Annotated in this window: 23 protein-coding genes; 18 read left to right on the top strand and 5 right to left on the bottom strand. The window is 50.8% G+C overall.

The window, feature by feature from the left end; all coding sequences use genetic code 11:
• The first annotated feature begins 184 nt into the window (after positions 1-184).
• Both ACO0LN_RS28620 and ACO0LN_RS28625 read left to right on the top strand, forming a co-directional pair.
• The gene (locus tag ACO0LN_RS28620; protein WP_422979869.1) at positions 185-592 is read left to right on the top strand and encodes a hypothetical protein; all 408 of its coding nucleotides are present in this window, start codon (positions 185-187) and stop codon (positions 590-592) included.
• A gap of 24 nt (positions 593-616) precedes the next feature.
• The gene (locus ACO0LN_RS28625) at positions 617-1,135 is read left to right on the top strand and encodes a hypothetical protein (RefSeq protein ID WP_422979871.1); all 519 of its coding nucleotides are present in this window, start codon (positions 617-619) and stop codon (positions 1,133-1,135) included.
• A 72-nt stretch (positions 1,136-1,207) separates the two neighbouring features.
• Here the strand turns inward: ACO0LN_RS28625 and ACO0LN_RS28630 are convergent, their stop codons facing one another.
• Positions 1,208-2,398 carry an MFS transporter gene (locus ACO0LN_RS28630; RefSeq protein ID WP_422979873.1) on the bottom strand — a complete coding sequence of 397 codons (1,191 nt, stop codon included), beginning with the start codon at positions 2,396-2,398 and terminating at the stop codon, positions 1,208-1,210.
• Positions 2,399-2,506: 108 nt separating this feature from the next.
• Here ACO0LN_RS28630 and ACO0LN_RS28635 point away from each other — a divergent pair, with 108 nt between their 5' ends.
• From ACO0LN_RS28635 to ACO0LN_RS28675, 9 genes are all read left to right on the top strand, one after another.
• Positions 2,507-4,198, top strand: coding sequence for an ABC transporter substrate-binding protein (locus tag ACO0LN_RS28635; RefSeq protein WP_422979875.1), 1,692 nt, complete (start codon positions 2,507-2,509; stop codon positions 4,196-4,198).
• Positions 4,199-4,486: 288 nt separating this feature from the next.
• Positions 4,487-4,885, top strand: a complete 399-nt coding sequence (locus tag ACO0LN_RS28640) for a hypothetical protein (protein ID WP_422979877.1) — start codon at positions 4,487-4,489, stop codon at positions 4,883-4,885.
• Positions 4,886-5,051: 166 nt separating this feature from the next.
• A complete protein-coding gene (locus ACO0LN_RS28645; RefSeq protein WP_422979879.1) occupies positions 5,052-5,396 on the top strand; it encodes a hypothetical protein in 345 nt (114 codons plus the stop codon).
• Positions 5,397-5,586: 190 nt separating this feature from the next.
• A complete protein-coding gene (locus tag ACO0LN_RS28650; protein WP_422979881.1) occupies positions 5,587-5,997 on the top strand; it encodes a hypothetical protein in 411 nt (136 codons plus the stop codon).
• Positions 5,998-6,033: 36 nt separating this feature from the next.
• Positions 6,034-6,888, top strand: a complete 855-nt coding sequence (locus ACO0LN_RS28655) for a hypothetical protein (protein ID WP_422979883.1) — start codon at positions 6,034-6,036, stop codon at positions 6,886-6,888.
• Positions 6,889-6,914: 26 nt separating this feature from the next.
• A complete protein-coding gene (locus ACO0LN_RS28660; protein ID WP_422979885.1) occupies positions 6,915-7,142 on the top strand; it encodes a hypothetical protein in 228 nt (75 codons plus the stop codon).
• Positions 7,143-7,397: 255 nt separating this feature from the next.
• On the top strand, positions 7,398-7,634 hold the full coding sequence (locus tag ACO0LN_RS28665; RefSeq protein ID WP_422979887.1) for a hypothetical protein: 237 nt from the start codon (positions 7,398-7,400) through the stop codon (positions 7,632-7,634).
• Complete coding sequence (locus ACO0LN_RS28670) at positions 7,627-7,863, top strand: hypothetical protein (RefSeq protein WP_422979888.1); 237 nt, start codon at positions 7,627-7,629, stop codon at positions 7,861-7,863. Before ACO0LN_RS28665 ends, ACO0LN_RS28670 begins: the two co-directional genes overlap by 8 nt.
• A 242-nt stretch (positions 7,864-8,105) precedes the next feature.
• Entirely contained in the window at positions 8,106-10,052 is a 1,947-nt protein-coding gene (locus ACO0LN_RS28675; protein ID WP_422979890.1) for a PDZ domain-containing protein, read from the top strand.
• Positions 10,053-10,340: 288 nt separating this feature from the next.
• Here the strand turns inward: ACO0LN_RS28675 and ACO0LN_RS28680 are convergent, their stop codons facing one another.
• The 3 genes from ACO0LN_RS28680 to ACO0LN_RS28690 form a co-directional block, all read right to left on the bottom strand.
• Entirely contained in the window at positions 10,341-10,721 is a 381-nt protein-coding gene (locus tag ACO0LN_RS28680; protein WP_422979892.1) for a hypothetical protein, read from the bottom strand.
• Positions 10,722-10,873: 152 nt separating this feature from the next.
• A complete protein-coding gene (locus tag ACO0LN_RS28685) occupies positions 10,874-11,710 on the bottom strand; it encodes a hypothetical protein (protein ID WP_422979894.1) in 837 nt (278 codons plus the stop codon).
• Positions 11,711-11,934: 224 nt separating this feature from the next.
• On the bottom strand, positions 11,935-12,834 hold the full coding sequence (locus ACO0LN_RS28690) for a LysR substrate-binding domain-containing protein (protein ID WP_422979896.1): 900 nt from the start codon (positions 12,832-12,834) through the stop codon (positions 11,935-11,937).
• A gap of 117 nt (positions 12,835-12,951) precedes the next feature.
• On the opposite strand from ACO0LN_RS28690, the gene ACO0LN_RS28695 reads away from it, so the two are divergent.
• The 3 genes from ACO0LN_RS28695 to ACO0LN_RS28705 all read left to right on the top strand — a co-directional run bounded on the left by ACO0LN_RS28695 (position 12,952) and on the right by ACO0LN_RS28705 (position 15,895).
• On the top strand, positions 12,952-13,965 hold the full coding sequence (locus ACO0LN_RS28695; protein ID WP_422979898.1) for an MBL fold metallo-hydrolase: 1,014 nt from the start codon (positions 12,952-12,954) through the stop codon (positions 13,963-13,965).
• 88 nt (positions 13,966-14,053) lie between these two features.
• Positions 14,054-15,298 carry a hypothetical protein gene (locus tag ACO0LN_RS28700; RefSeq protein WP_422979900.1) on the top strand — a complete coding sequence of 415 codons (1,245 nt, stop codon included), beginning with the start codon at positions 14,054-14,056 and terminating at the stop codon, positions 15,296-15,298.
• A gap of 93 nt (positions 15,299-15,391) precedes the next feature.
• Positions 15,392-15,895 (top strand): hypothetical protein, encoded by a 504-nt coding sequence (locus ACO0LN_RS28705; RefSeq protein WP_422979902.1) that lies wholly within the window; start codon positions 15,392-15,394, stop codon positions 15,893-15,895.
• Between the two features lie 172 nt (positions 15,896-16,067).
• Here the strand turns inward: ACO0LN_RS28705 and ACO0LN_RS28710 are convergent, their stop codons facing one another.
• A complete protein-coding gene (locus tag ACO0LN_RS28710; RefSeq protein ID WP_422979952.1) occupies positions 16,068-17,786 on the bottom strand; it encodes a PHB depolymerase family esterase in 1,719 nt (572 codons plus the stop codon).
• A 578-nt stretch (positions 17,787-18,364) separates the two neighbouring features.
• Here ACO0LN_RS28710 and ACO0LN_RS28715 point away from each other — a divergent pair.
• From ACO0LN_RS28715 to ACO0LN_RS28730, 4 genes are all read left to right on the top strand, one after another.
• Entirely contained in the window at positions 18,365-19,459 is a 1,095-nt protein-coding gene (locus tag ACO0LN_RS28715; protein WP_422979904.1) for an alginate lyase family protein, read from the top strand.
• An 86-nt stretch (positions 19,460-19,545) separates the two neighbouring features.
• Positions 19,546-19,782, top strand: coding sequence for a hypothetical protein (locus tag ACO0LN_RS28720; protein ID WP_422979906.1), 237 nt, complete (start codon positions 19,546-19,548; stop codon positions 19,780-19,782).
• Positions 19,783-19,868: 86 nt separating this feature from the next.
• Entirely contained in the window at positions 19,869-20,297 is a 429-nt protein-coding gene (locus tag ACO0LN_RS28725) for a hypothetical protein (protein ID WP_422979908.1), read from the top strand.
• Between the two features lie 43 nt (positions 20,298-20,340).
• Entirely contained in the window at positions 20,341-20,805 is a 465-nt protein-coding gene (locus tag ACO0LN_RS28730; RefSeq protein WP_422979910.1) for a hypothetical protein, read from the top strand.
• The last annotated feature ends 98 nt before the right edge of the window (positions 20,806-20,903 follow it).

Here is a 20,903-nt window from a genome sequence, read left to right on the forward strand (position 1 = left end):
GCACCAACCTGACCGCCTCAATCTTGAATTCCTGCGAATAGCGTGCTCGTTTGTTTTGTGACATGCTTCTCTCCTTAACTGAATTTTAAACCCTCAGTAAGGGATACGTTTTATGCGGGCAAGCTCACTTTCGTGATACAGATGCGCATCATTTCACTTCTCTTATCAGCATTTCAGGATAACTATGTCACAGGCGATAGAAACAATTTTCTCACTGATCCTTGGCTTTTTCATTTGGATGATAGTAATCGTCCTATCCAAGGGAGCTTATCCGTTTGGGAGTAGTGGTTTTCTTGAATGGATCATATTTTTTCCATCAATTATCATAGCTGTGGCTCCAGCCGCTTTAAAAAGAATAGAAAAGGGGTCGGTAGCAACTGGTATATTCTTACTGGCTATTTCCCCTATCTTTGGCTTGTTGAATTGTATCCCTTTCTTTTTTTTGGTTTACTTCGGGGAAATGATATATGGAAAAAATGGCTATACAGCCTTTTATTTCGCAGGTATTGTCAATACGCTTCCATGGCTGGTTTTGCTAATTCTCAAATTAAGAAATGCTCAATTACAACATGGGCCAGACGATCAAAACTAACCTACAAAAATAAAGAGAAATCAAATGCTGCAGGCTATCGGTACGATTATTTCACTCATCATCGGTTTTTTTGTTTGGAAATTTACCACGATACTTGGGCAGATATTAGGTCAGGGCATATATCCATTTGGCGCTACGGGAAAATTGGAATACGTCATTTTCTTTGGCCCAATCGTCTTCTTTGCATTTCCAATTGCTATCCTTAGCATTATTAAAAAGTCTCCTGCAAAAGGATTTTTTATATTAGCGATTTCGCCTATTTTAGGGTTCATGAATTTCATTCCCCTGTTTATTATCACTTACATGCTAACGAAAATTTTTCGTCACAACCCATATATTGATTATTATTCAGTTCTATTGTGTCAATTAATCTGGGTCTGCATCTTTTGGGTCAATTTGAAATTAGCTGACAATGGACCTAAGCCTGAGAACCGTACTCTATCAAATCAAGAAACGAAAAAAGCAAAGGACTATTCTAGAATTTTGCAAGTAATAGGATTAGCATATGCTTGCTTTATCGCATATTTTTTGTTCAAACTATGAATTATTTTTACCGTTCTATATCGCTACTTTTCCCATTCCTCACCACCTTAAAATTGATCAAATAACCTCTTCCTACTCCACCCCATAAACCGCCGACACCCGCGTCCCCACCACCAGCAAAAAATGCGTTCCCGCACAGGCACTCAATATCCAGGCCAGCGGCAAGTCACCCACCAATGCGCCGGACAATACCAGGCTCACTGGCATCAGCAGTTTGAATAGCGAACCAGTCAGGCCGGATATGCGGCCTATGTAGCGGCTGTCTGTACTCTCCTGGCGGTAGCCCCAGATACAGACGTTACCGATGACGGTACAAAAGCTGTTGATGGCCAGCGCCAGCAGTAGCAAGGGAATGCTGCTGCCCCAGGCCAGCAAGAGCATGGAACAGGCTTCGACACCCAGTTCCAGTGCCAGCAGGCGGCCCAGGCCAAAGTGCTGGCGCAGGCGGCTGGCGAGCAGGCCGCCGATGACGCCACCTGTGCCTGCCACGCCATACATGAGGCCGACTTCGGCTGCGCTCAGTTGCAACTGGTCACGGGCACGGAACAGGAATAGTACATCCACCACGCCCGCGCTGCCATTGATGATGACGACCAGCCAGGCCAGGTGCCATAGCGGTTTATTGGCGACCAGCACGCGCCAGCCATCGCGCCATTCATTCCAGAAGCCATCTGCATCTGGCTTGCGCACTGGCAGTTGCAAATCCCTGAGCAGCCAGGCGGCCAGCAGCATGGCAAGCATGGGCAGCCACAGGCCCAGGTCCATACGTATGGAGATCACGGCACCAGCCAGCGCCGGGCCAAGGATGCTGAACACCTGGCTTAACACCGTCAAATGGCCTGTGGCAGGCAAGAGCATTTGTTCAGGCAGCATTTCCTTGAGCATGCCCATGCGGCAGATCGCATACAGATAATGCAGGGTCATCAGCAGGAAGGCGGTGATAAAGAAAAAAGACAAAGCCCGCGCACCATTCTCCAGCAACACTGCCTGCATGCCAGTCAGTACGACGATGCCGACAATGGCAAAGCGTGCCCAGCGACCACGGTCTATGCGATCTACCCAAACGCCAATGAACATCGCCAGCAACAGGTTGGGCAGTAATTCAACCGCACGCATGCCCGTCATGACCCCGGCAGATTGCGTCAGTTGATAAAGGATCAGCGGCATGGCAAGCTGGTAGATTTGCGTGCCCAATGAAAAGCTGATGGTCGATGCATACAGGCGGCGAAAGTTGGGATGTTGCCAAAGCGAGGGAGTGGACATGAAGAATATCAAGCAAGGTTGAACAATGCCCACTAGCGTATATCAAAGGCGGAAACACAAAAACGGATAGAATCTGATATTTCTTTCCCCCTTTATTACCGGACAAAGATGCGCCTGCTTGATCACTTCCAGCGTCTGGCCGAATGGCACCCCAGCGCCCATGCGCCCGACCTGGCCCAGATCGCTGCCGCCCTGTGCTGTAGCGAACGCAATGCCCGCTTGCTGCTCAAACGCATGCAGGAACAAGGCTGGATAGACTGGCAACCAGGCAATGGGCGTGGTCATCGCTCACGCCTCGTCCTGTTGAAAGATCATGAAAGCCTGCGCCTGCAAAGGCTGCATCACTTGCTGGCTGACGGCAAGCTCGAAGCCGCCTTTGATGGCCTGCCAAATGCCGGGCGTGAACGCCTGAAGCAATCGCTGCCCGGTTACCTTGGCAGTGGCCGTGCGGGCACTTTGCGCATGCCCTTTTACCGCCCCCTGCATGCACTGGATGCCATCCACATCAACCGCCGTACAGAGCAGCACATCATCATGCAGATTTGCGCTGGCCTGACGGAGTATGACCGCGCCAGCGAACAGATCATCCCGGCACTGGCGCACAGATGGGATGTTAGTGCCGATGGTAGTCACTGGGAATTTATCTTGCGGCCCGGCCTGCAATTCCACGATGGCCGCCCGGTGCGCGCCGAAGATGTGGTCTATACCCTGCAACGCGCCCGCGATACAGACGGCCCCTATCGCGCCATGTTTGCCCACCTGACCAGCGTCAGCGGCACAGAGCGCAGCGTGAAGCTGCAACTCAACAAGCCGGATCATTTACTGCTGCATCTGCTGGCTCACCATGCTGCCGTGATCGTACCGATGGATGATGCGCAGCGCGCAGATTTTGCCACGCTGCCCATAGGTGCCGGGCCTTTCCGGCTGATACGCAATAATGAACACCGGGCCACGCTGGCAGCATTTGATGGTTATTTCCGCGAGCGTGCCCTGCTCGATGAAATCGATTTATGGGTCGTGCCGCATGGCAGCCCGCTGCCGGAAGTCGATCTGCACCTGGCCCATGCCTCGCCTGAAAAAGTACCTGCACCAGCTGATAGCTGGTCGCAGATACGCGCCCTCGAACAAGGCTGCGACCTCGTCATGCTGAACCCGGCACGCGCAGAATTTGCTACTCCTGCCGCACGCCTCGCCATCGGCGCATGGCTGCGCCCCGCAGCGGCTGAACTGGCCGCCAAAGAAACCCGCCCCATGGCCTTTGGCATGCTGCCGCAATGGCGGCATTTACCTGAGCAAACTACGACGACAGCACCCACCCTGCCTGCCCACCTCGACGTGGTGACTTATGAACTCGACAGCCATATCGCTCTTACCCATTGCGTAGCAGACAGATTGCGCGAGGCAGGCGCCGATGTCACCATTCACATCCTGCCCTTTCCCGAATTTGGCCCCTACAACTGGCGGCACTGGGCCGACGTGGTGATTGCCGGTGACGTGCTCGACAATGACATGGAATTTGGCCTGTATAGCTGGCTGGCCGGAGAATCACTGGTCAAGCAGATGACAGACAAAACTACCCGCAACTGGTTGGCGCTAGCCAGCACAAAAATCGCCGCAGAGGCAGACGTGACCAAGCGCGCAGCATTCATCGAAGCCTGCTTCGCCCGCATGGTAGAACAAGCCTGGATACTACCCATGCGCCACACCCGCCACGGCATAGACTATGGCCCGCAACTCGGTGGCGTGACCCTCGCCCGCTGCGGCTGGATGGATTTTCGCAAGCTGTGGTTGCGGCCTTAAAAAATTACAAGTAGGGTGCGCCGTGTGCACCGTTTTTTCAGGGAAATTTATTTTCCCGTCATATCAAACGCGGTGCGCACGGCGCACCCTACCAGCGTGATCACAGGCACATATATCAATAACCCATACGCTGTACATACCAAACATGTAGCAAGCACACACGCATAAGTAAAACGTATCAACCTACAAAGATATCCTGATGATTGTGATCTGGTATTGAATGTGCAATTTTTTAATGCCATGTTAAGCTATGTACATCTTCTCTGATTTGTACAGGCTGTATTCTCCATGACAAACAACGCCGACCTCATCGCCGCAGGCAAACAACGCCTGGCTTATCTTGATATTCTCGACCTCGCTTCAGCGGTTGAAGAAGATGAATTTCGTACCATCACTTACACCTTCACGACACCGGTGGCGACGATACAGCTCATTGATTCAACTCTGGATGGCGACGTGGCCGTCAGCGTTTTTGTCGCAGGTCAGGATACACCCTTATTTCATCTTGAACTCATAGACTGCAAGAACATCAGTGCGGTCGATGACAAGCGCGGCAAGTATCTGGAATTTTTAGGGCGACTGGCGATAGGTGAATATTCACGCGGCAGCTCAAAGAAAGAAGCAGGGTTCAGGCTTTATCTTGAGCCTTTTGTGCGCCTGGAACCTTACTTCAATAGTGGAGCATGATTTTTCGATCAAAAAATAATATGCTCTCTCGTTTGGAAATAAAATGCACCTTTGGTTTTGAGCGTTTACCAGAAATCGTGCGTCACATCCTAAATGCCAATAACAAACATAAAAATCACGCAGGGAATTCCATAGGTATGCCTATCTTTCAGGATAATTTTTCTTCATGAAAAACAATTACAAAGTCACTGTTTTTTTTCTATTATTTTATATAGCAGACGTCCTGCTCCTGACAAACGGACAGCTGATTGGTGTGCATTGGTCTTTCTCTGAAAAAACTGCATTTGGGCGCATGTTGCTACACCCTGAACTGGTGCAGGTCCATTTGTTATTTTCAGCCAGTTTACTATTTTTACTCTTGCTCAAGAATGAAAAAACATACAAGCTTATGTTTGGTATTGCGCTGGCAGCCTGTATCTACGGTTCATACATCAGCTACCATTTTATGATTGGTATAGATTTGTCGTTGATGCTCGTTGCAGGCCAAGTAATCCATACAGTGCGCCGTTAGCGTTTCAAGGTGTTTTCAGTATTTTTTCCAAACCCATTCGTCGTGCTGCTAAAGATGGAAAATAAGCTGGCTCTATTCCAAGATCTATCTGGAAATCGAATTTCAAGTGTATAGATAACTGTAAGGGTTGAAAGCAAACTCCGAAATAGCAACCGGCAATTACAGTGCGAAATTTTCAAAATCAATCCCCATGAAAAAATTTTACAAAGATGCCGTGTTTTTCTTGCTGCTGCATATTGCCTTCATCCTCATCATTGAAGGAACCCGGTTGCTGAGCCTGGACTGGTACTTCGACGAGAACACTGGCCTGGCACGTTTGCTGGCCCACCCAAATGTGGCAGCAGTGCAACTGGCCCTTTCCGGCAGTCTTTTACTCTTGCTGTGGTTCCAGCATGAGAAAAGCTGGAAACTCATGTTTGCCGTTGCCCTGGCAACCTGCATCTATGGTGTATATATCACTTTTGTCTATGCCACAGGCGCGGACTTTTTATTGCTGTATGGCGCAGGTAGAGTCATCGCTTACAGTGCACCTTTAGCGTTTCCAAACGGCCTGGGCATATTTACCAAACCCATCCATCGTGCAGATGAAGATGGAAAATGAACCTGGCCTACACCATGCAATAACCCGAATACCCAGATGCAGGAAAAAACACATTACCGTCACGGCTATCACATCATCGTATGGACAGATATCTTCGATCCCTCACTGACAACACTGATCCAGCGTTGCCCTGAACTGGTTCTCGGGCGGCAAGTAGCAATTGCTGCTTGTGATGGCGGCTCTTACCAGCCTGATCAGGCAAAAATGGCAAGAGACTGGGTAGTGCACAATACACTGGCTGTCAGTCCGCGTGTGCAAGACATAGCCGATTTGCCGACGCCGGGTTTTGATGAGTGGTATGTGTATGAGGCTGAGCCACCTCGTGAGCAGCATGCGGTATCGGTGAATCACTTTGGATTTTCAGTATTTGATGAGCAAAGTGAGCAAGCGCGGGTTTTCTGGTCGCAAGTCGAGAGTTTCCAGCCTTTGCATGTATTGGGGGCTGGTGCAGGTTCCATGTTTGTGCTCAGCCGTGATGAGCAGATTCACAGGCAATTACAAAAGATATTCATCATGCACACTGACATACCAGATCCCGCAGCGTTTTTTCTCGCGCTTGGCGGGCTGCATGATGCCCGGTTTCATGCAAGCGCAAATCCATCTGACAAGACACTGACCTTAGAGGTAGATGACATCAATGCCAACTTGCTAGGTCTGCCTGAATATCCGGGAAAAGAGCTGGCCCTCTTTATTTTCTCAAATGTGGCAGACGTAGATATGGATTATGATGTTGACGATGTCAGCAATTGCCGTATCTACGACATGGAAATAAAAACAGAATGGGATGCACGCAGAAGCACAATGAACATCGCCATATCCCCGGGTGGCAGGCTGTCTTTTCTATTTTCAACTGTAAAACGCGTAGCATACTTCAGCAAGTTTCCGCTTTGAACATTCGCCATACAGAAAAAATCTACATGGAAAACGCCCGCAGCAAGGCACTTATATTTTTGTCGGTTCACACGGTCGCAACCCTGGTATTGAGCCTGGGGCAGATGATGGATGTGCACTGGTTCAACCTGGATGAACATCGACTCAATAAACTTCATCTACATCCAGCGCTTGCAACAGCATCCATCTCAGTGTCGTTGATACTGCTGCTCCTGCTATGGCTGAAAAACGAGCGAACCTACCGCTTCGCGTAAGTCCTGGCACTGGCTGGCTGTATTTTTGGAGCCGTGCTGGCAATAACGAACGGCATACTATTTGGCTTCATGCTTGCTTACGGTGCGGTTTGCATTATTCACCTGTATGCGCCCTACGGTTGGCCTGGTGTGAACAAGATGTTTGCCCATCCTGGCCATCGTACTGATGGAGATGAAAAATAAGCGTGCCTCACATCAGAGTGAAAGAAGCAGATACTTTCACATTGCTGTTATTGAACACGGATAAAAAACTACATGGCCGAGCTATTCCACTGCATTAATGCGACTCCCGTAAAACTGGTTGCTAGCAGCATTGCTTATGAACCGACACCTGTCATCCATATTGATATCTGCGAAGGTGAGCAGGTCGTAGCCGCTGCCCGTATCATGCCTCCTTACCATGGCAGCATGCTGGACAGCAGCATCAATAAAGCAGAAGAAGAGCTTGAGCTGGCTGGCCGGAGAATCACTGATCAATCAGATGATGGATAAAGCAGCCCGCACCTGGCTGGCGCAGGCCAGTGCAGAAATCGCCGCAGAAGCCGATGCAACACAACGCGCCAGCCTCATCGAAACCTGCTTCGCCCGCATGGTAGACCAAGCCTGGATACTACCCATGCGCCACACCCGCCACGGCATAGACTATGGCCCGCAACTCGGCGGCGTGACCCTGGCCCGCTACGGCTGGATGGATTTTCGCAAGCTGTGGTTGCGGCCTTGATTGGCAGTCTCCCAAAAAGCCGTAGAGTGCGCCGTGCATACCGTTGCCTGAGCTAATTTACAGTGACCTGTCTGCTAAGGCTAACTTCCACCTGTCCTAAATAATCGATTTCAGCAATATCTTATAAAGTCGAAAAACAGGCGATCCATTAACAATCGTAATGGACATCATTATATTTATTCGATATCCCCAGGCGTCTCGCCAAGTTATCCTGCTGGTTTATTTCAATATTTGGGCGCATGATGAAACTGGCAATCCGACCACTTGTTATCTTTTTATCCTTAGGTATCGTGCCATGTTCTGCGGCGCTGGCTGCTGATGCCAAGGCGCAAACATCTATCAGCCTGAATGTTGATATGCGCGATGTAGACAAGAAGATAGTACATGCGACAGAAACCATCACCGTGCGCCCCGGCAAGATGACACTGGCTTACCCAAAATGGATACCCAACGAACATGCCTTCGCCGCCATAGACCAGCAAGTGAACCTGCGCATCAGCGGAAACAATAGCGATGTGGGCAAAGCCACGCAAACGATTCCCTGGCGGCGCGATGCGCTTGATTTGTATAGTTACCATATAACGGTACCCGAAGGTGTCAACACGCTGGAGATCAAGACCGATTTCATTACTACGCCCAATGGCGAAACTGCAAAAGGCAGCGCCAGCAATGACCTGGCAGTGTTAAGCTGGAATAACTTGCTGCTTTATGCCTACCCCACGCCAGATACCCAGGTTGCAGACATTACCGTCATGCCCAGTCTGTTTTTGCCTGCAGGCTGGCGTTATGCAAGTTCACTGGAAACTGTCCGTGGCACGCCAGCCGTTGCTGCTGACAGTGCTTTAGTATTCAAACCAGTATCGCTGGAAATGCTGGTAGACGCACCCGTCATTGCCGGAAAAAACTTCAAGGAAATTCCGCTAGCGCCGGGAACGAGGCAGCCGCATTATCTGGATATGGTGGCAGATACTCCCGCCAATATGGACATTAGCCCGCAGCAAATTGAACAGTTAGAAAAGATGATTACGCAGGGCGGCCTGATGTTTGGCAACCGGCATTATCGGTCTTACCATCTTTTGCTCAGCTTGTCTGACCAGATAACTGGCCTGGCGGGAGACCATCATGAATCGCTGGACAGCCGCAGGCCAGCCCGCTTCATGACCGACCCCACCATGCGCCTGGCTTTCGGTGGCTTCATACCACACGATTTTGTCCATAGCTGGAACGGCAAATATCGCCGCCCCGCCGGGGCTGCTACTCCCAATTTCCAGGTTCCGCAAGATGGCGGTGGTTTGTGGGTACATGAAGGCCTGACCGATTATCTGGGCAACCAGCTCACTGTACGCGCTGGCATATGGACACCAGAACTATACCTCGATGCGCTGGCAGAAACCGTTGCACGTTTTGACCAACGTCCGGGCAAGACCTGGCGCAATCTGCAAGACACAGCCACCATGGCAATGATTTTGTGGAATAGCAGTGGCAGCTACAACAGTCTGCGCCGCGATGGCTTTGATTTTTACGGAGAAGGTGGCCTGATCTGGCTGGATGTGGATATGACCATCCGCAACAAAAGCGGGGGTAAAAAATCACTGGACGACTTTAACCGTCTGTTCTTTGGCAATGGTGGTGACACTGACGCCAAGGTCGTACCCTATACCATACCCGAACTGGTCGCCGCTTTGAACTCAGTCGTGGCGGCAGACTGGCAACAATTCTTTGACGAGCGTCTGCTGTCCCTCAGTCCCAACGCACCGCATGGCGGCCTGACTCAGGGCGGTTACCGGCTGGTCTATCGCAGCACGCCCAATACCTTTGCGGCTTTACGTGGCAGCAATGGCTTCCTGTATTCCATTGCGGCGGCGATTGATGGCAACGGCATGGTCAGCGACGTGCTAGCTGATGGCCCGGCTGCACGCGCCGGTCTGGTACCCAACATGAAAATCACTTTGGTCAACGGCAAGAATTATTCCAAGAATGCCATGCAAGAAGCGATACGCCAGGCGCAAGGCACGGCGGAGACCATCACTGTAACAGTGCAAGATGCTGGTAACAGCCGCATAATCAATCTCGATTATCACGACGGCGAGAAATTTCCAGCATTGGAAAGATTGGCTGGAACGACAGACCTCATCACAGAAGCGCTCAAACCACTGGCTGAAAGCAAGAACAGGGATGCCCGTGGATAAACACTCTGCCGGAACTTTTATTTTTCAAATATGAGGTTCATGTTCTCCGGCAGATCTTGGAGGACAAGTTAAGCCGTACAACGCGCTGACGGTTCTCACGCTTCGACGCGGTTACCGTCAGCACGCATATATTATGGCGCACCGCATTAACCGTTTCATTGAAACGCAAAATTTCAGAAAAATAACTGATACATGCGTGATGTATTTTGTCCAAATCGATAAATTTATTTATCTTCCTGCGAAGGATGTTTTACAACGCACCCAAGATACTGAAATTGCATCAAAAAATCAGTCTCTTTTCTTACTCCCCATCAACATGGAAAAATAGGTAATCACTGCCATGACCAGCCAGAAATAAAAGGAACCGCGCACATCCCGCTTCTCTCCTATCCAACGCGTTGTTTCAGGTGCAGTACTCAGATATTCAATATCGACCTGATCATGCTTTTGGTATTTTTCCAGAATGTCTTTTGGCAGTTTTTTATTGACGCTGATTTTTTGATTGTCTGCCGTCGTGAAATTGATCATGGCTTCGTTTGTCACGGTCACATCAGGACTATGTCCACGCGATTTTCGTGTGTGAACGCTTTGCTCATATTTCCGGATTTGTTCAGTCTCGGCGACTTTCCCATGCTTGCTGAAGCTACGGTTTTCGAAAAAACCTGACACAGTCTCATAGCTACTATATGCCAGGAGGATGAGTATGAAAAAATTTGAAAAGAAGCGCGTGAACATAGAATTGATTTTCGATATGGACTAAAGCATGCAAGGCCCATTATCTTACGGTATTTTATTAAGTTCTAAAATGAGTGGCGCAAATATTAAGTAATCACCTTCTCACTTAGCTTCTCACTTAGCTTCTCACTTACTTCGGCCTGCTTCAAAGCCTTTGCCGCCGCCACATATTTGGGCCGCCAGAACCAGAACAGTATCGCCCCCATTGGGAAACCTGCAGTCAGCACGCACGGCGCATATTTGCTCATCGTCATCAAGGCTGCACCAAACAGCTGGAATTGCAGCAGATTCAAACGATATTCGCCAGATGTCCAGTTCATTTGAATTGCGCCTATGCTCAGGATGATGAAGACGATCCACAGCCACTTGCGTTTGGGGATAGGCGTCTTGATGCAGGTGATCAGTGTGACGAGTATGAACAGGGGAATACAGACGGTAGCAATCAATACCAGGTAGTGCAATACCGATTTGCCAGACAATGTGAAGCGGTTCAGTTCTTCTTGCGAGCCATTGGCCTTGTGAACGCTAAAGGCGGTCACGATTAACTGAGTGTCGATGCGTTTCAAGGCCACAAATCCTACGGCCCAGCCATACTTCGTATGGTATTCGACAGTGAAATTGCCGGTCCAGACGCCATTGATGATATTGACTTGTGAACCGATCAGTTCAGTCGATAATATCTCACCACCAGGAAAATAAGCACTGATGCGCAGTAAATTATCGTCAGTCACGGTTGGCAGCAATTCTGGATCCAGCTTACTCTTCACATAGGCAAAATCATTGTCATGCACATGCTGGAGATAATCTTTTGCGAAAGCAGATTCTTCTTTGGGTATCAGCTTGTCTTCAAGAAAACCTGCTGATGCAAATGCAGAGATGCTTAATAATGCCATCAGCAGAATGGCTTTGATGAAATTGCGCATGAGTTTGTCTTTTTGCCGGAGGAAAAGGAAATTGGTTTGCAGCCTATTCTAAAACAAAAGATGCGACATCAATTTATTTTAAGTATCCGCCGGATGTGATTTCTGCATGCCGCGCTCATCCCACTTTGCCGTATGCGCAATTTGCATGCGGCGCATCACAATGCACCTGCCGTTGCGACTACATCACGGCTTTGATCCGGCATTTTTTTGATGCCGCCTTCCTGCTAATTAACGCCTTCCACCCGCAAGAATGCAATCAAGGCCTGCAAGGCTGCCGTCATGTGGCGTCTGCTGGAGTAGTACAGATAAAAGCCCGCTCGCATAGTTGCAAAATCAGGCAGCACTTCTTGCAGGCGTCCGCTTTGCAGGTAAGGGCGTACGTGGTCTTCTGCCAGGGCGGCAATGCCTGCGCCGTTCAGGGCGGCTGCCAGGGCGAGGTTGGCGTCATTGACGATGAGATGGCCTGTAACCGCAATCTCCAGTGACTGCCCTTTGTCCATGAAAGCCCAGGGGATATGCACTTCGGTGCTCGGACGCTTGATGCGTATGCATTCATGCTTTTGCAAATCACGTGGGGTATGCGGCGTGCCGTTTTTGCTGAGATAGCTTTTTGCAGCGACACAGACAAAGCGGCGCTCGGGGCCTATGCTGACGGCGATCATGTCTTGCGCCAGCAATTCTCCCTGGCGTATGCCTGCGTCGTAGCGGCCCTTGGCCAAATCCACGGTTTTATCTTCTACCGAAATATCCAGCACGATATGCGGGTAGGTTTTGTGGAATTCTGCCAGCCTCGGCGCGAGCAGCAATTCTGTCGCGACGCGTGGCGCGGTCAGGCGCACTGTGCCCGCAGGCGTATCGCGAAAGTCATTGATAGCTTCTGTCGCCTTCTCCAAGCCTTCCAGTACGGGGCGCAAATGATCGAGCAATTGCTGGCCAGCCTGCGTCAGCGAAACGCTGCGTGTAGTGCGGTGCAAGAGCCGCACACCGACACGGGTCTCCAGTTGCCGCATCACCTGGCTCAGTGCAGATGGTGTGACTTCCAGAAAAGCTGCCGCCCTGGCGAAGCTCTGCCTCTCTGCTATGGCCACGAAGGCCTTGAATTCTGCAAATTCACTCGCACGCATCAGTTAATCCAATTCATTAGTATTACTACATAGTTCAATAAGATATTACTACATTATTTCATCATAATAGCTCTCTATACTGAAGCCCTGTTCAACATCAGACGAAAAGGCTTTATCATGCAAACCACCATCAAAACCGCTCTCATACTTGCCAGCACGCTGAGCCTGGCAATAGCCATCTCAGGCAATGCCAATGCGCAGGCCCAGGTGCCAGAAAAAAACCGGGCAGCAAGACCCATGGCCAAGTTCCAGGCACCCGGTTTTTACCGCATGATGCTGGGCAGTTTTGAAGTCACAGTGTTGTCAGACGGCACAGCAACCCGCCATGTCGATGAGATCATGAGCAAACCTGAAGAAGTGCGCGCAGCCTATGCCCATCACCATGAAGAGCTGCCTGCTGAACTATCAATCAACACCTATCTGATCAACACCGGCAGCAAACTCTTGCTGGTCGATACCGGCGCGGGCGAGTTGTTTGGTGCTGCCAGCGATGGCAGTGGCAGCAGCAACCGGCTGCTGCGCAATCTGCGCGCTGCCGGTTACCAGCCTGAGCAAATCGATGCGGTCTTGCTCACGCATATCCATGGCGACCACTCGGGCGGCCTCTCTGCTGGCGGTAAACGCCTGTTCCCGAATGCTGATGTGTATGTTGATCAACGTGACGCCAGCTACTGGCTCAGCGAGGCCAATGCCAAGGCTGCACCAGAAGCAAAGCAACTGACGTTTACCCAGTCACGCGCCACGGTGAACCCGTATGCCGACGCTGGCCGCCTGAAAACCTTCAACGGTGCGCAAGAACTGTTTGCCGGTATCAGCAGCCTCCCCTCTTACGGCCATACACCGGGCCACACCGCCTACCTGATCAGCAGCCAGGGCAAAAACTTGTTGCTGTGGGGTGACCTCATACATGCCGGTGCAGCCCAATTCAAGGACCCAACGATTACCATCGCCTATGATGTTGATGCTGCGACTGCGGTCAGGTCACGCCAATATTTATTGCAACTGGCGGCAAGCAAGGGCTATCTGGTTGGCAGTGCACATATTTCATTTCCTGGTTTGGGGCATATAGGCAGCACGACCACAGGCTATGAATGGCTGACTGCGCCTTATCAGATTCAGGGGACGTATTGATTACGGGGGCCAGTTGGCCACAGTAAATTGATGGGCGGGAAAGCGCTAATCTGCTACCATGACCGGGCTATCCACCACTGTCTGCGCCATGAAAAAAACCTTGCACCTGTGCCTGTCTGCCGCCCTGACCATGGTCTGTCTGCCAGCCATATCGCAAACCCTGGCAGAAGCCGATGCGGCCTATGCGCGCCAGGATTTGAAAGCCGCTTTTGAGATGTACCAGAAACTGGCGGATGGAGGCGATGCTGCGGCCCAGTACCAGGTCGGCCATTTTTATGAGAGTGGCCGTCATGTTGCACAAAGTTTTGACATGGCCGAACCCTGGTACAGGAAATCTGCCGTACAGGGTTATGCGAAATCGCAAGCCAATCTGGCCTGGCTGTATGTGAATGCCAAAGGTGGATTGCCCAAAGATATCGTGCAAGCAGTGCTGTGGTATGAAAAAGCGGCAGCCCAGGGTGACATGGAGTCACAGGAACGCATAGACAATCTGTACAATTTCTATCCAGATTTGATGGCCTCAGTCAGAAACTATAAAGTCGCCATACTGGACAAGCAACGCCAGGAAATCGCAGCACAGCAACAAGCTGCATTTGATGCCGAGTCTGAAAAGAACATACAAGAATCCCGCGCCTGTCTGAACAAACTCACTGAGGATGCCAGGACAAAATCCCTGGCCGGCAAATTCTCTCCCTTTGGCAGCAACGCCGTGCCTATGGAAATGCTGGCCAATACCAGCAAACCCAATGCCAAAGAAAAAGCGGCCTTGTCCTATGTTGTGGCCGAATGGGAAAAATGCATAGACATACAGGCAGAGCCGCGCAAGAAGTATTTGCCGCCAGAGGCCAACAATATCATCAGCAGCTACCGCCTCGACTTGCGTTCTGGTTTCGCTGATCTGTATAGCGGCAAATCATCGTATGGCGATACAGCCAGAATGCGCGCAAAGCTGGACATAGAATTCAAACAGAAAATAGATACCCTGAGTGCCAAAATCCAGGCGCAGGAATTTGCCGACGCCAAGCAAAGACAAGAAGCCGAAGCACAAAAACGCTTTGCCGAGGCACAGAGCCAGCAACAGCGTGAAGCAGAAAAACAAAGACAGGCGGAAGCACGCCGCATGCTGAACATGCAAGAAGCCCAGGCACGTGCGCAACTGGAGCAGAACCGTCAGTTGCAAAGGAATGTCGATTTCTTGCAGGGCATGCAAATGCAGCAAATGTTCAGGCCACCTCCACCACCACAACCCGTGATCATACAGCAGGCACCGTCTTACCCAACAACCTGCAAATCCACGCGCTTTGGCAGCACAGTAACGACGAATTGTTTTTGAGTTCCAAGGATTTGCATTGGCAATTCATGGCACTCTGCTAAACAAATACTGTACCTTGCCCCGGTATTTTTTAAATCAAGCAAAGACTCTATTATGCATTGGCGCGATCACCCTGCTCTGAAAAGCAAACTGCATCCTGAATACCCTGACGATTTACAAGTCATCGTGCACGACGGCGGGCCACGCTTGACAGAGCGCCGCCCGGAACTGGTCTGGGTCAGGATAAACGGACTCGAAAATGAAGTGCTGAGTGGCACGGTCTTGAATGCGCCAACACAATTACAGTCGGTGCGACAAAATCAGCAGATACAATTTGCGCTGGCTGGGGTCGAGCATCCAGTCATGCTGACTGCAAAATACCTGCAAGAAAAATCTGCCTGGAATATCCAGCCTTGTGACAAGTGCGGTTTTACGCACATGTTTGATGCGCCGTCAGACTTGATTAAAGTCATTTTTCCCAACATACCAGCAGATGCAGAGATGGATGGTTTTACCAGCTTTTGCCCTCTTTGTGGCGGGGTACAAATCATAGAATCCAAGACCATTGCACCACTGGCTGAAGTCAAACGCCCATGGTGGAAATTCTGGTCATCCTGAACGCAAATGCCAGGCGTGATATCTGAGCAGCAAATACATCAGTTAATCGCTTGCATTTTCTTGCATCAAATTAGAGCGCTACACATCAATGACAAAGTAAAGGCGCACTAGCAGACATGCTTGTCCGGCATGCCTGCTACTGCCTACTCTCACCTTGCAACGTCAATCCGACTCAAGGGCAATTACCAATGATGTAATAGCCAGCTGCCGTCTGTGCCAGCGTCTTGGTATAGAACAGGTTATCCAGCCCCATGTTCTGGTTGGAGCCATTGGCCAGCGCATAACCGCCACTGTCATGCGCCCGGCCTGCCTGTACGTGGGCATAGTTGCTGGCGGTGACCGCGCTGCACGTCCAGCCAGATGCAGTAGTGACACTGACGGCTGAGGATAAGGCACTCTCACCACTGCTGCCCACGGCAGAAACGGCAAAGCTATAGCTGGTGCTGGCTGTGAGGCCGGTAACGGTGTAACTGGTAGCACTGAGCGGGGATGCAGTGATCTTGCTGCCATTGCTATACAGGTTATAACCAGTGGCACCGCTGACTGCATTCCAGCTCAGCCTTACGCTGGTGGCCGTGGGTGTGCCAGCGCTCAAGCCACCTGGTGCCGATATCACTGGCGCAGTGCCCACCAAAAATTGCGGGATAGCGCAACTGGCCGACACCTGACCAAGATTGTCAGTGGCCTTGACTGTGCCTGTGTAATAACCGCTGGCGAGGTTATAGCTTTTGCCAAAGCTGCCGCCACTTCCTGCTGCGGTATCGTTGACAATACTAGGGCCGCTGAGGTTAACCGTATAACTGGCGATGCTGCCGCTGGCAGTAGCAGCACCATTGATAGTCGCACTGGTCGCTGTGATGCCTGAGCTGGAGCAACTGCTCATCACCGGTGCGGGTACGGTCAATGCACGCAGATTATTCCTGAACCAGAAGTCCATCAAAAACACCGGATAGTTGATCTTCGTGCTATCAACATAATGGCTGTTCTGGCCGCCACTGCCCGCAGGCCATGCATGGCCCATGCCGCTGACGGTAATCTCATGCGTGCGTACTTTGCCATTGGCATCGGTATAGGGGATATTGTTGCCGCCAGTCGCGATGCTGACGCTGCTGCCCTGGGTGAAGGTACCGCCATACACCTGGCGCATGGCGGCCACATCCATGGGGCCATAGGCTTGCGCGACTGTATAGTCACTGGTACCCCAGACTGCACCGGCAATCTGGGTCGCAAATTTTGTCGCATTGCTGCCCGCCATGGCCTGGCATTTGCTGGCTGCGGTGGTAGCAGTATAGCCTGAGGGTACGGCACCAATTTGCAAGGTAGTGGTGCCGGGTGGTGGGCCAGCATTGATGCCGACACCGGCAAATACATCAGGTGCCAGGCAAGCCAGTACCATGGCCTCGCCACCACCAGACGACAAACCAGTGACGTACACCTGGTTGGGGTCAATCGCATATTGTGGATTAGTGACAAAGCGGTTGACCAGGTCAAGCAAGATTGCATCATGCCCGGCCGCGCTGCGGGTGTGGGTAGTATTGGCATAGTCCCAGCAATGATTGCTATAGACGTTGCCAGTCGCATTCGGCGCGAGGATGACGGCACCATATTGCTCAGCCACCGCTTTCCAGTTAAAGCCCTTGTCGCTGGTTTTATCAATCACGTCACCAGAGGCGGTCTGGGTGCAGCCGTGCAGCACCAGCACCAGTGCGCGTTTGCCTGCCAGCACTGGCTGTGCGGCAGGCCAGTAAAAATAACCTGTGAGGTTGCCGCCATTAACGCTGTCAGCCGCCCAGGTTTGCTGACTACTCCAGCTGCCTGGCCCGGCTGTGACTGCATGGGCTGTCAGGCTGGCCAGCAATGTGCAGGCGAGCAGCATGACTGCCCGCAACATGGTCTTGATATGGTTCATTGATGTCTCCGTTATTTTATTTATATAATTTGAAGCAGTTTGCGGGCCCTGTTTTTTGCACACCAATCGCTTTGCATTTATACGGCGAAGATACGGCGAAGATACGGCGAAGATACGGCGAAGATTAGCTCAGCAAAGTGTTCCCCCAAAGGCCCGGCAACCAGGGTGGTCATACTTCCGTATTCCTGGCCTTGTTTTGGTGATGAACGCAATACGCATGCACGTGCGCACCAGCTCAGCAAGCAAGTGCGCGCAAGCTCAAAAATGAGCCAGAAAATAAAGCAGTTGAAATTTTTGTCTCCTGATTTTTTTGGAATTCCATCTGGGCAAGCGCGGGCCAAACCAGATGCAGACCTGTACAGGTAGCAATCATGGTAAATCATTATTTTGCGATTACAAGGCGAACAGGCTGTGCAAATCTGCACATTTGGCTGGAGAAAAAAACGCATGCTTTTTTGTATCAATGTGAGCATTAGCCCACCCGCAATTTGCTACAACAATCGCTACGGCATATGAGCAGAGCTGTCCTTTATCACCTCGCCTTGCCAGGACACGGTATCATGCCGATCATATCCAGCTCGCTTATCGTCAACATGAAAAATAATCCAGGCCGCATCATATCCAGTCTCGTTCTGGCCTTGCTCGCCTTCCCCTGCCATGCGCAGAGCAGTGTCACACCCGCACAACCCTTGATGATCAGTGCAGAACGCTTTACCGTCTTGCGACAAGAACCCGCACGCTGGGCAGCATTGCGCAAGCGCTGCGATAAAGAATTGACGCAACCCACCCACGCCGTGGCTGATTACAGCCCGGCACGCCATTACACGGCTGACGGTGTCAGCCACGACCCCAGCGGCAAATACCTGAACACAGATGCCGGGGTAGCTTATCGCGCGGCCCTGTGCTACCAGCTCAGTCATGACAACGTCTATGCGCGCCACACCCAGCAAATCGCCGATGCCTGGGGCAAGACGCTGACACATGCATCAAAAGACCAGGGCGCAGCCGAGCTCAATTTCAATATCCCGCAACTGGTGATCGCCGCCAGCTGGGTACGCGATGCCAGCCCCTGGGATGACAGCGCCTTCATCAGCATGCTACAAAAAGTGGCGCTGCCGCTGTCACATGCCGACAAGGCCAATAACCACGGCAATTGGGGCGTGCTGATGGATGCCAGCATTGCCGCCTATACCGGCAACAACAAGCAACTGGAACGCGCACAACAACGCTGGCAAACCCTGTTATTAAACCAGGTTGCAGAAGATGGCAGCATGCCGCTGGAAATTTGCCGCAGCAACACCAATAATTTTTGCGGCGGCCCCGACAAAGGCATCAACGGTATCAGCTATACCCATTACACCCTGCATCCCGCCACCATCACGGCAGAAATTTTTATGCAACTCGGGAAAAATTTATACCAAACGGACGCAGGCAAGAAACTGTCTCTGGCTTACCAGCGCGTTGCACAATGGACGCGTTACCCTGAACGATTCCCCTACTATGCCAGCAACCAGGGCAAGCTCAATGGCATCAATAACACTGCCTATTTCCTGATCCTGCAAGCTCACACCATGAATGACGACGCCGCAGAAGTCATCAAGCAGGGCAAGCCGGGTTCAAACAGCATGGAACTGGTGCTGTTATATGGTCAATGAGGCAGAGCACCTGACCATCGCTCTTAGTGTTAAGTTACAATATCCCCTACATACCGCATAAGCCCCCTCCCTCAGGAACCCACCACATGAACACCGTATTCGCCGCCCCCGTCTTTGACACCACCGTGATTTTTGAAGGCAAGGAACTATTCAAAGGCAAAAGCGCCGCCGAGAACTGGGCAAAAAAACTTGGTGCAGAACTAGAATGCGCCACCATCGTAGAAAAGATAGGCACAGGCTGGGCGATAGTCGGCAATGTTGATGGTGAGGATTGTGTCTGGGCGATTTTGGGACAGAGGTTGAAGAGGATTAATGGTGAGTGATAGGTAGGTGCGACACCTCTTGTTGGGCACACTACAATAAGCTATATATTGGTGTTGCATGCCGTGGTAAATTAGCATTGCAGTATATGCTACGCACATACTGTACATTGCAGCGCAACCTACTCACTGATTCACATTTTATGCAAGTTCTTGGCACGATCATTTTTCTCATGGCGGCTTGCTTCTCATGGTGGCTGGCATTCCAATTCTCATCAATCGCCGGAGTATACGGAGCTTTGATTTTTCTGGCGCCCATATTGCTGATGATAGTCCCCATTGCGGTCCGCGCTTTTAAAACAAAGTCTGCTACCTTAGGCGCATTTCTGCTGGCTATCGCCCCGGTTCTGGGTGCATTAAATTTTTTACCCTGGGTGATATTCTGCGAAATCGGCGAACTCTTGCTAGGTAAGAATGCAGATAATGTAGTAATTTTTGCGCAGGTATTTACAGTGCTGCCGTGGATTTTTGTCGCCTGCTCTATCTTGATACCGACAAAGAAAAGTGGGCAAATCTGATCAGAGTGCACGCTGAAAATAGCCATCAATAAACAACAATATCATGACAACAGAATTACAAGCAGCAGTACATAAACTGGAAGGATATTTGCTGGCTGTTGCAGCATTGAAAGCAGATGGCAGCAGTTTTTCATGTTGCTACCTTGGTGAAATACCATTGGAAAATGCACTATCACCTTTGGGCGTTTTCCTCAGAATAGAAAAAGACAGGCTGCAGTTTTATCCACCAGACACGCTGACTTTATCTGGGCTGCCAACTTCATTGCGCCAGTGGCTATGTTCACGCAGGAGAATATATGAAGTGGATGATACAAAAGAAATCGATATCCGATTATTTGATGGCTTTGTCGAAGAAATGAACGAGTTGCTTGGCCGACCAGAGCAATGGATGCTGGCAGGTGTAGGTCGGGCTTATCTGCCGCCAATTGATCTCGGGGCAATCTGGGACGTATATCTGTTTTCTGCAAGGGGCCATGCTTATGCAGTGCATTGCTCCTGGGACTCGTAGTTTTTTCAATATGTGTGCGTTTCTACTTTGCCGATCGCACCTGCACAGCTAAGTTCATAAAATCAACACATGCATAACTGTCTATCCACATTGATTTT

Origin of the sequence: Undibacterium sp. TC9W (assembly GCF_049339865.1) — a bacterium.
GTDB lineage: Bacteria > Pseudomonadota > Gammaproteobacteria > Burkholderiales > Burkholderiaceae_D > Undibacterium.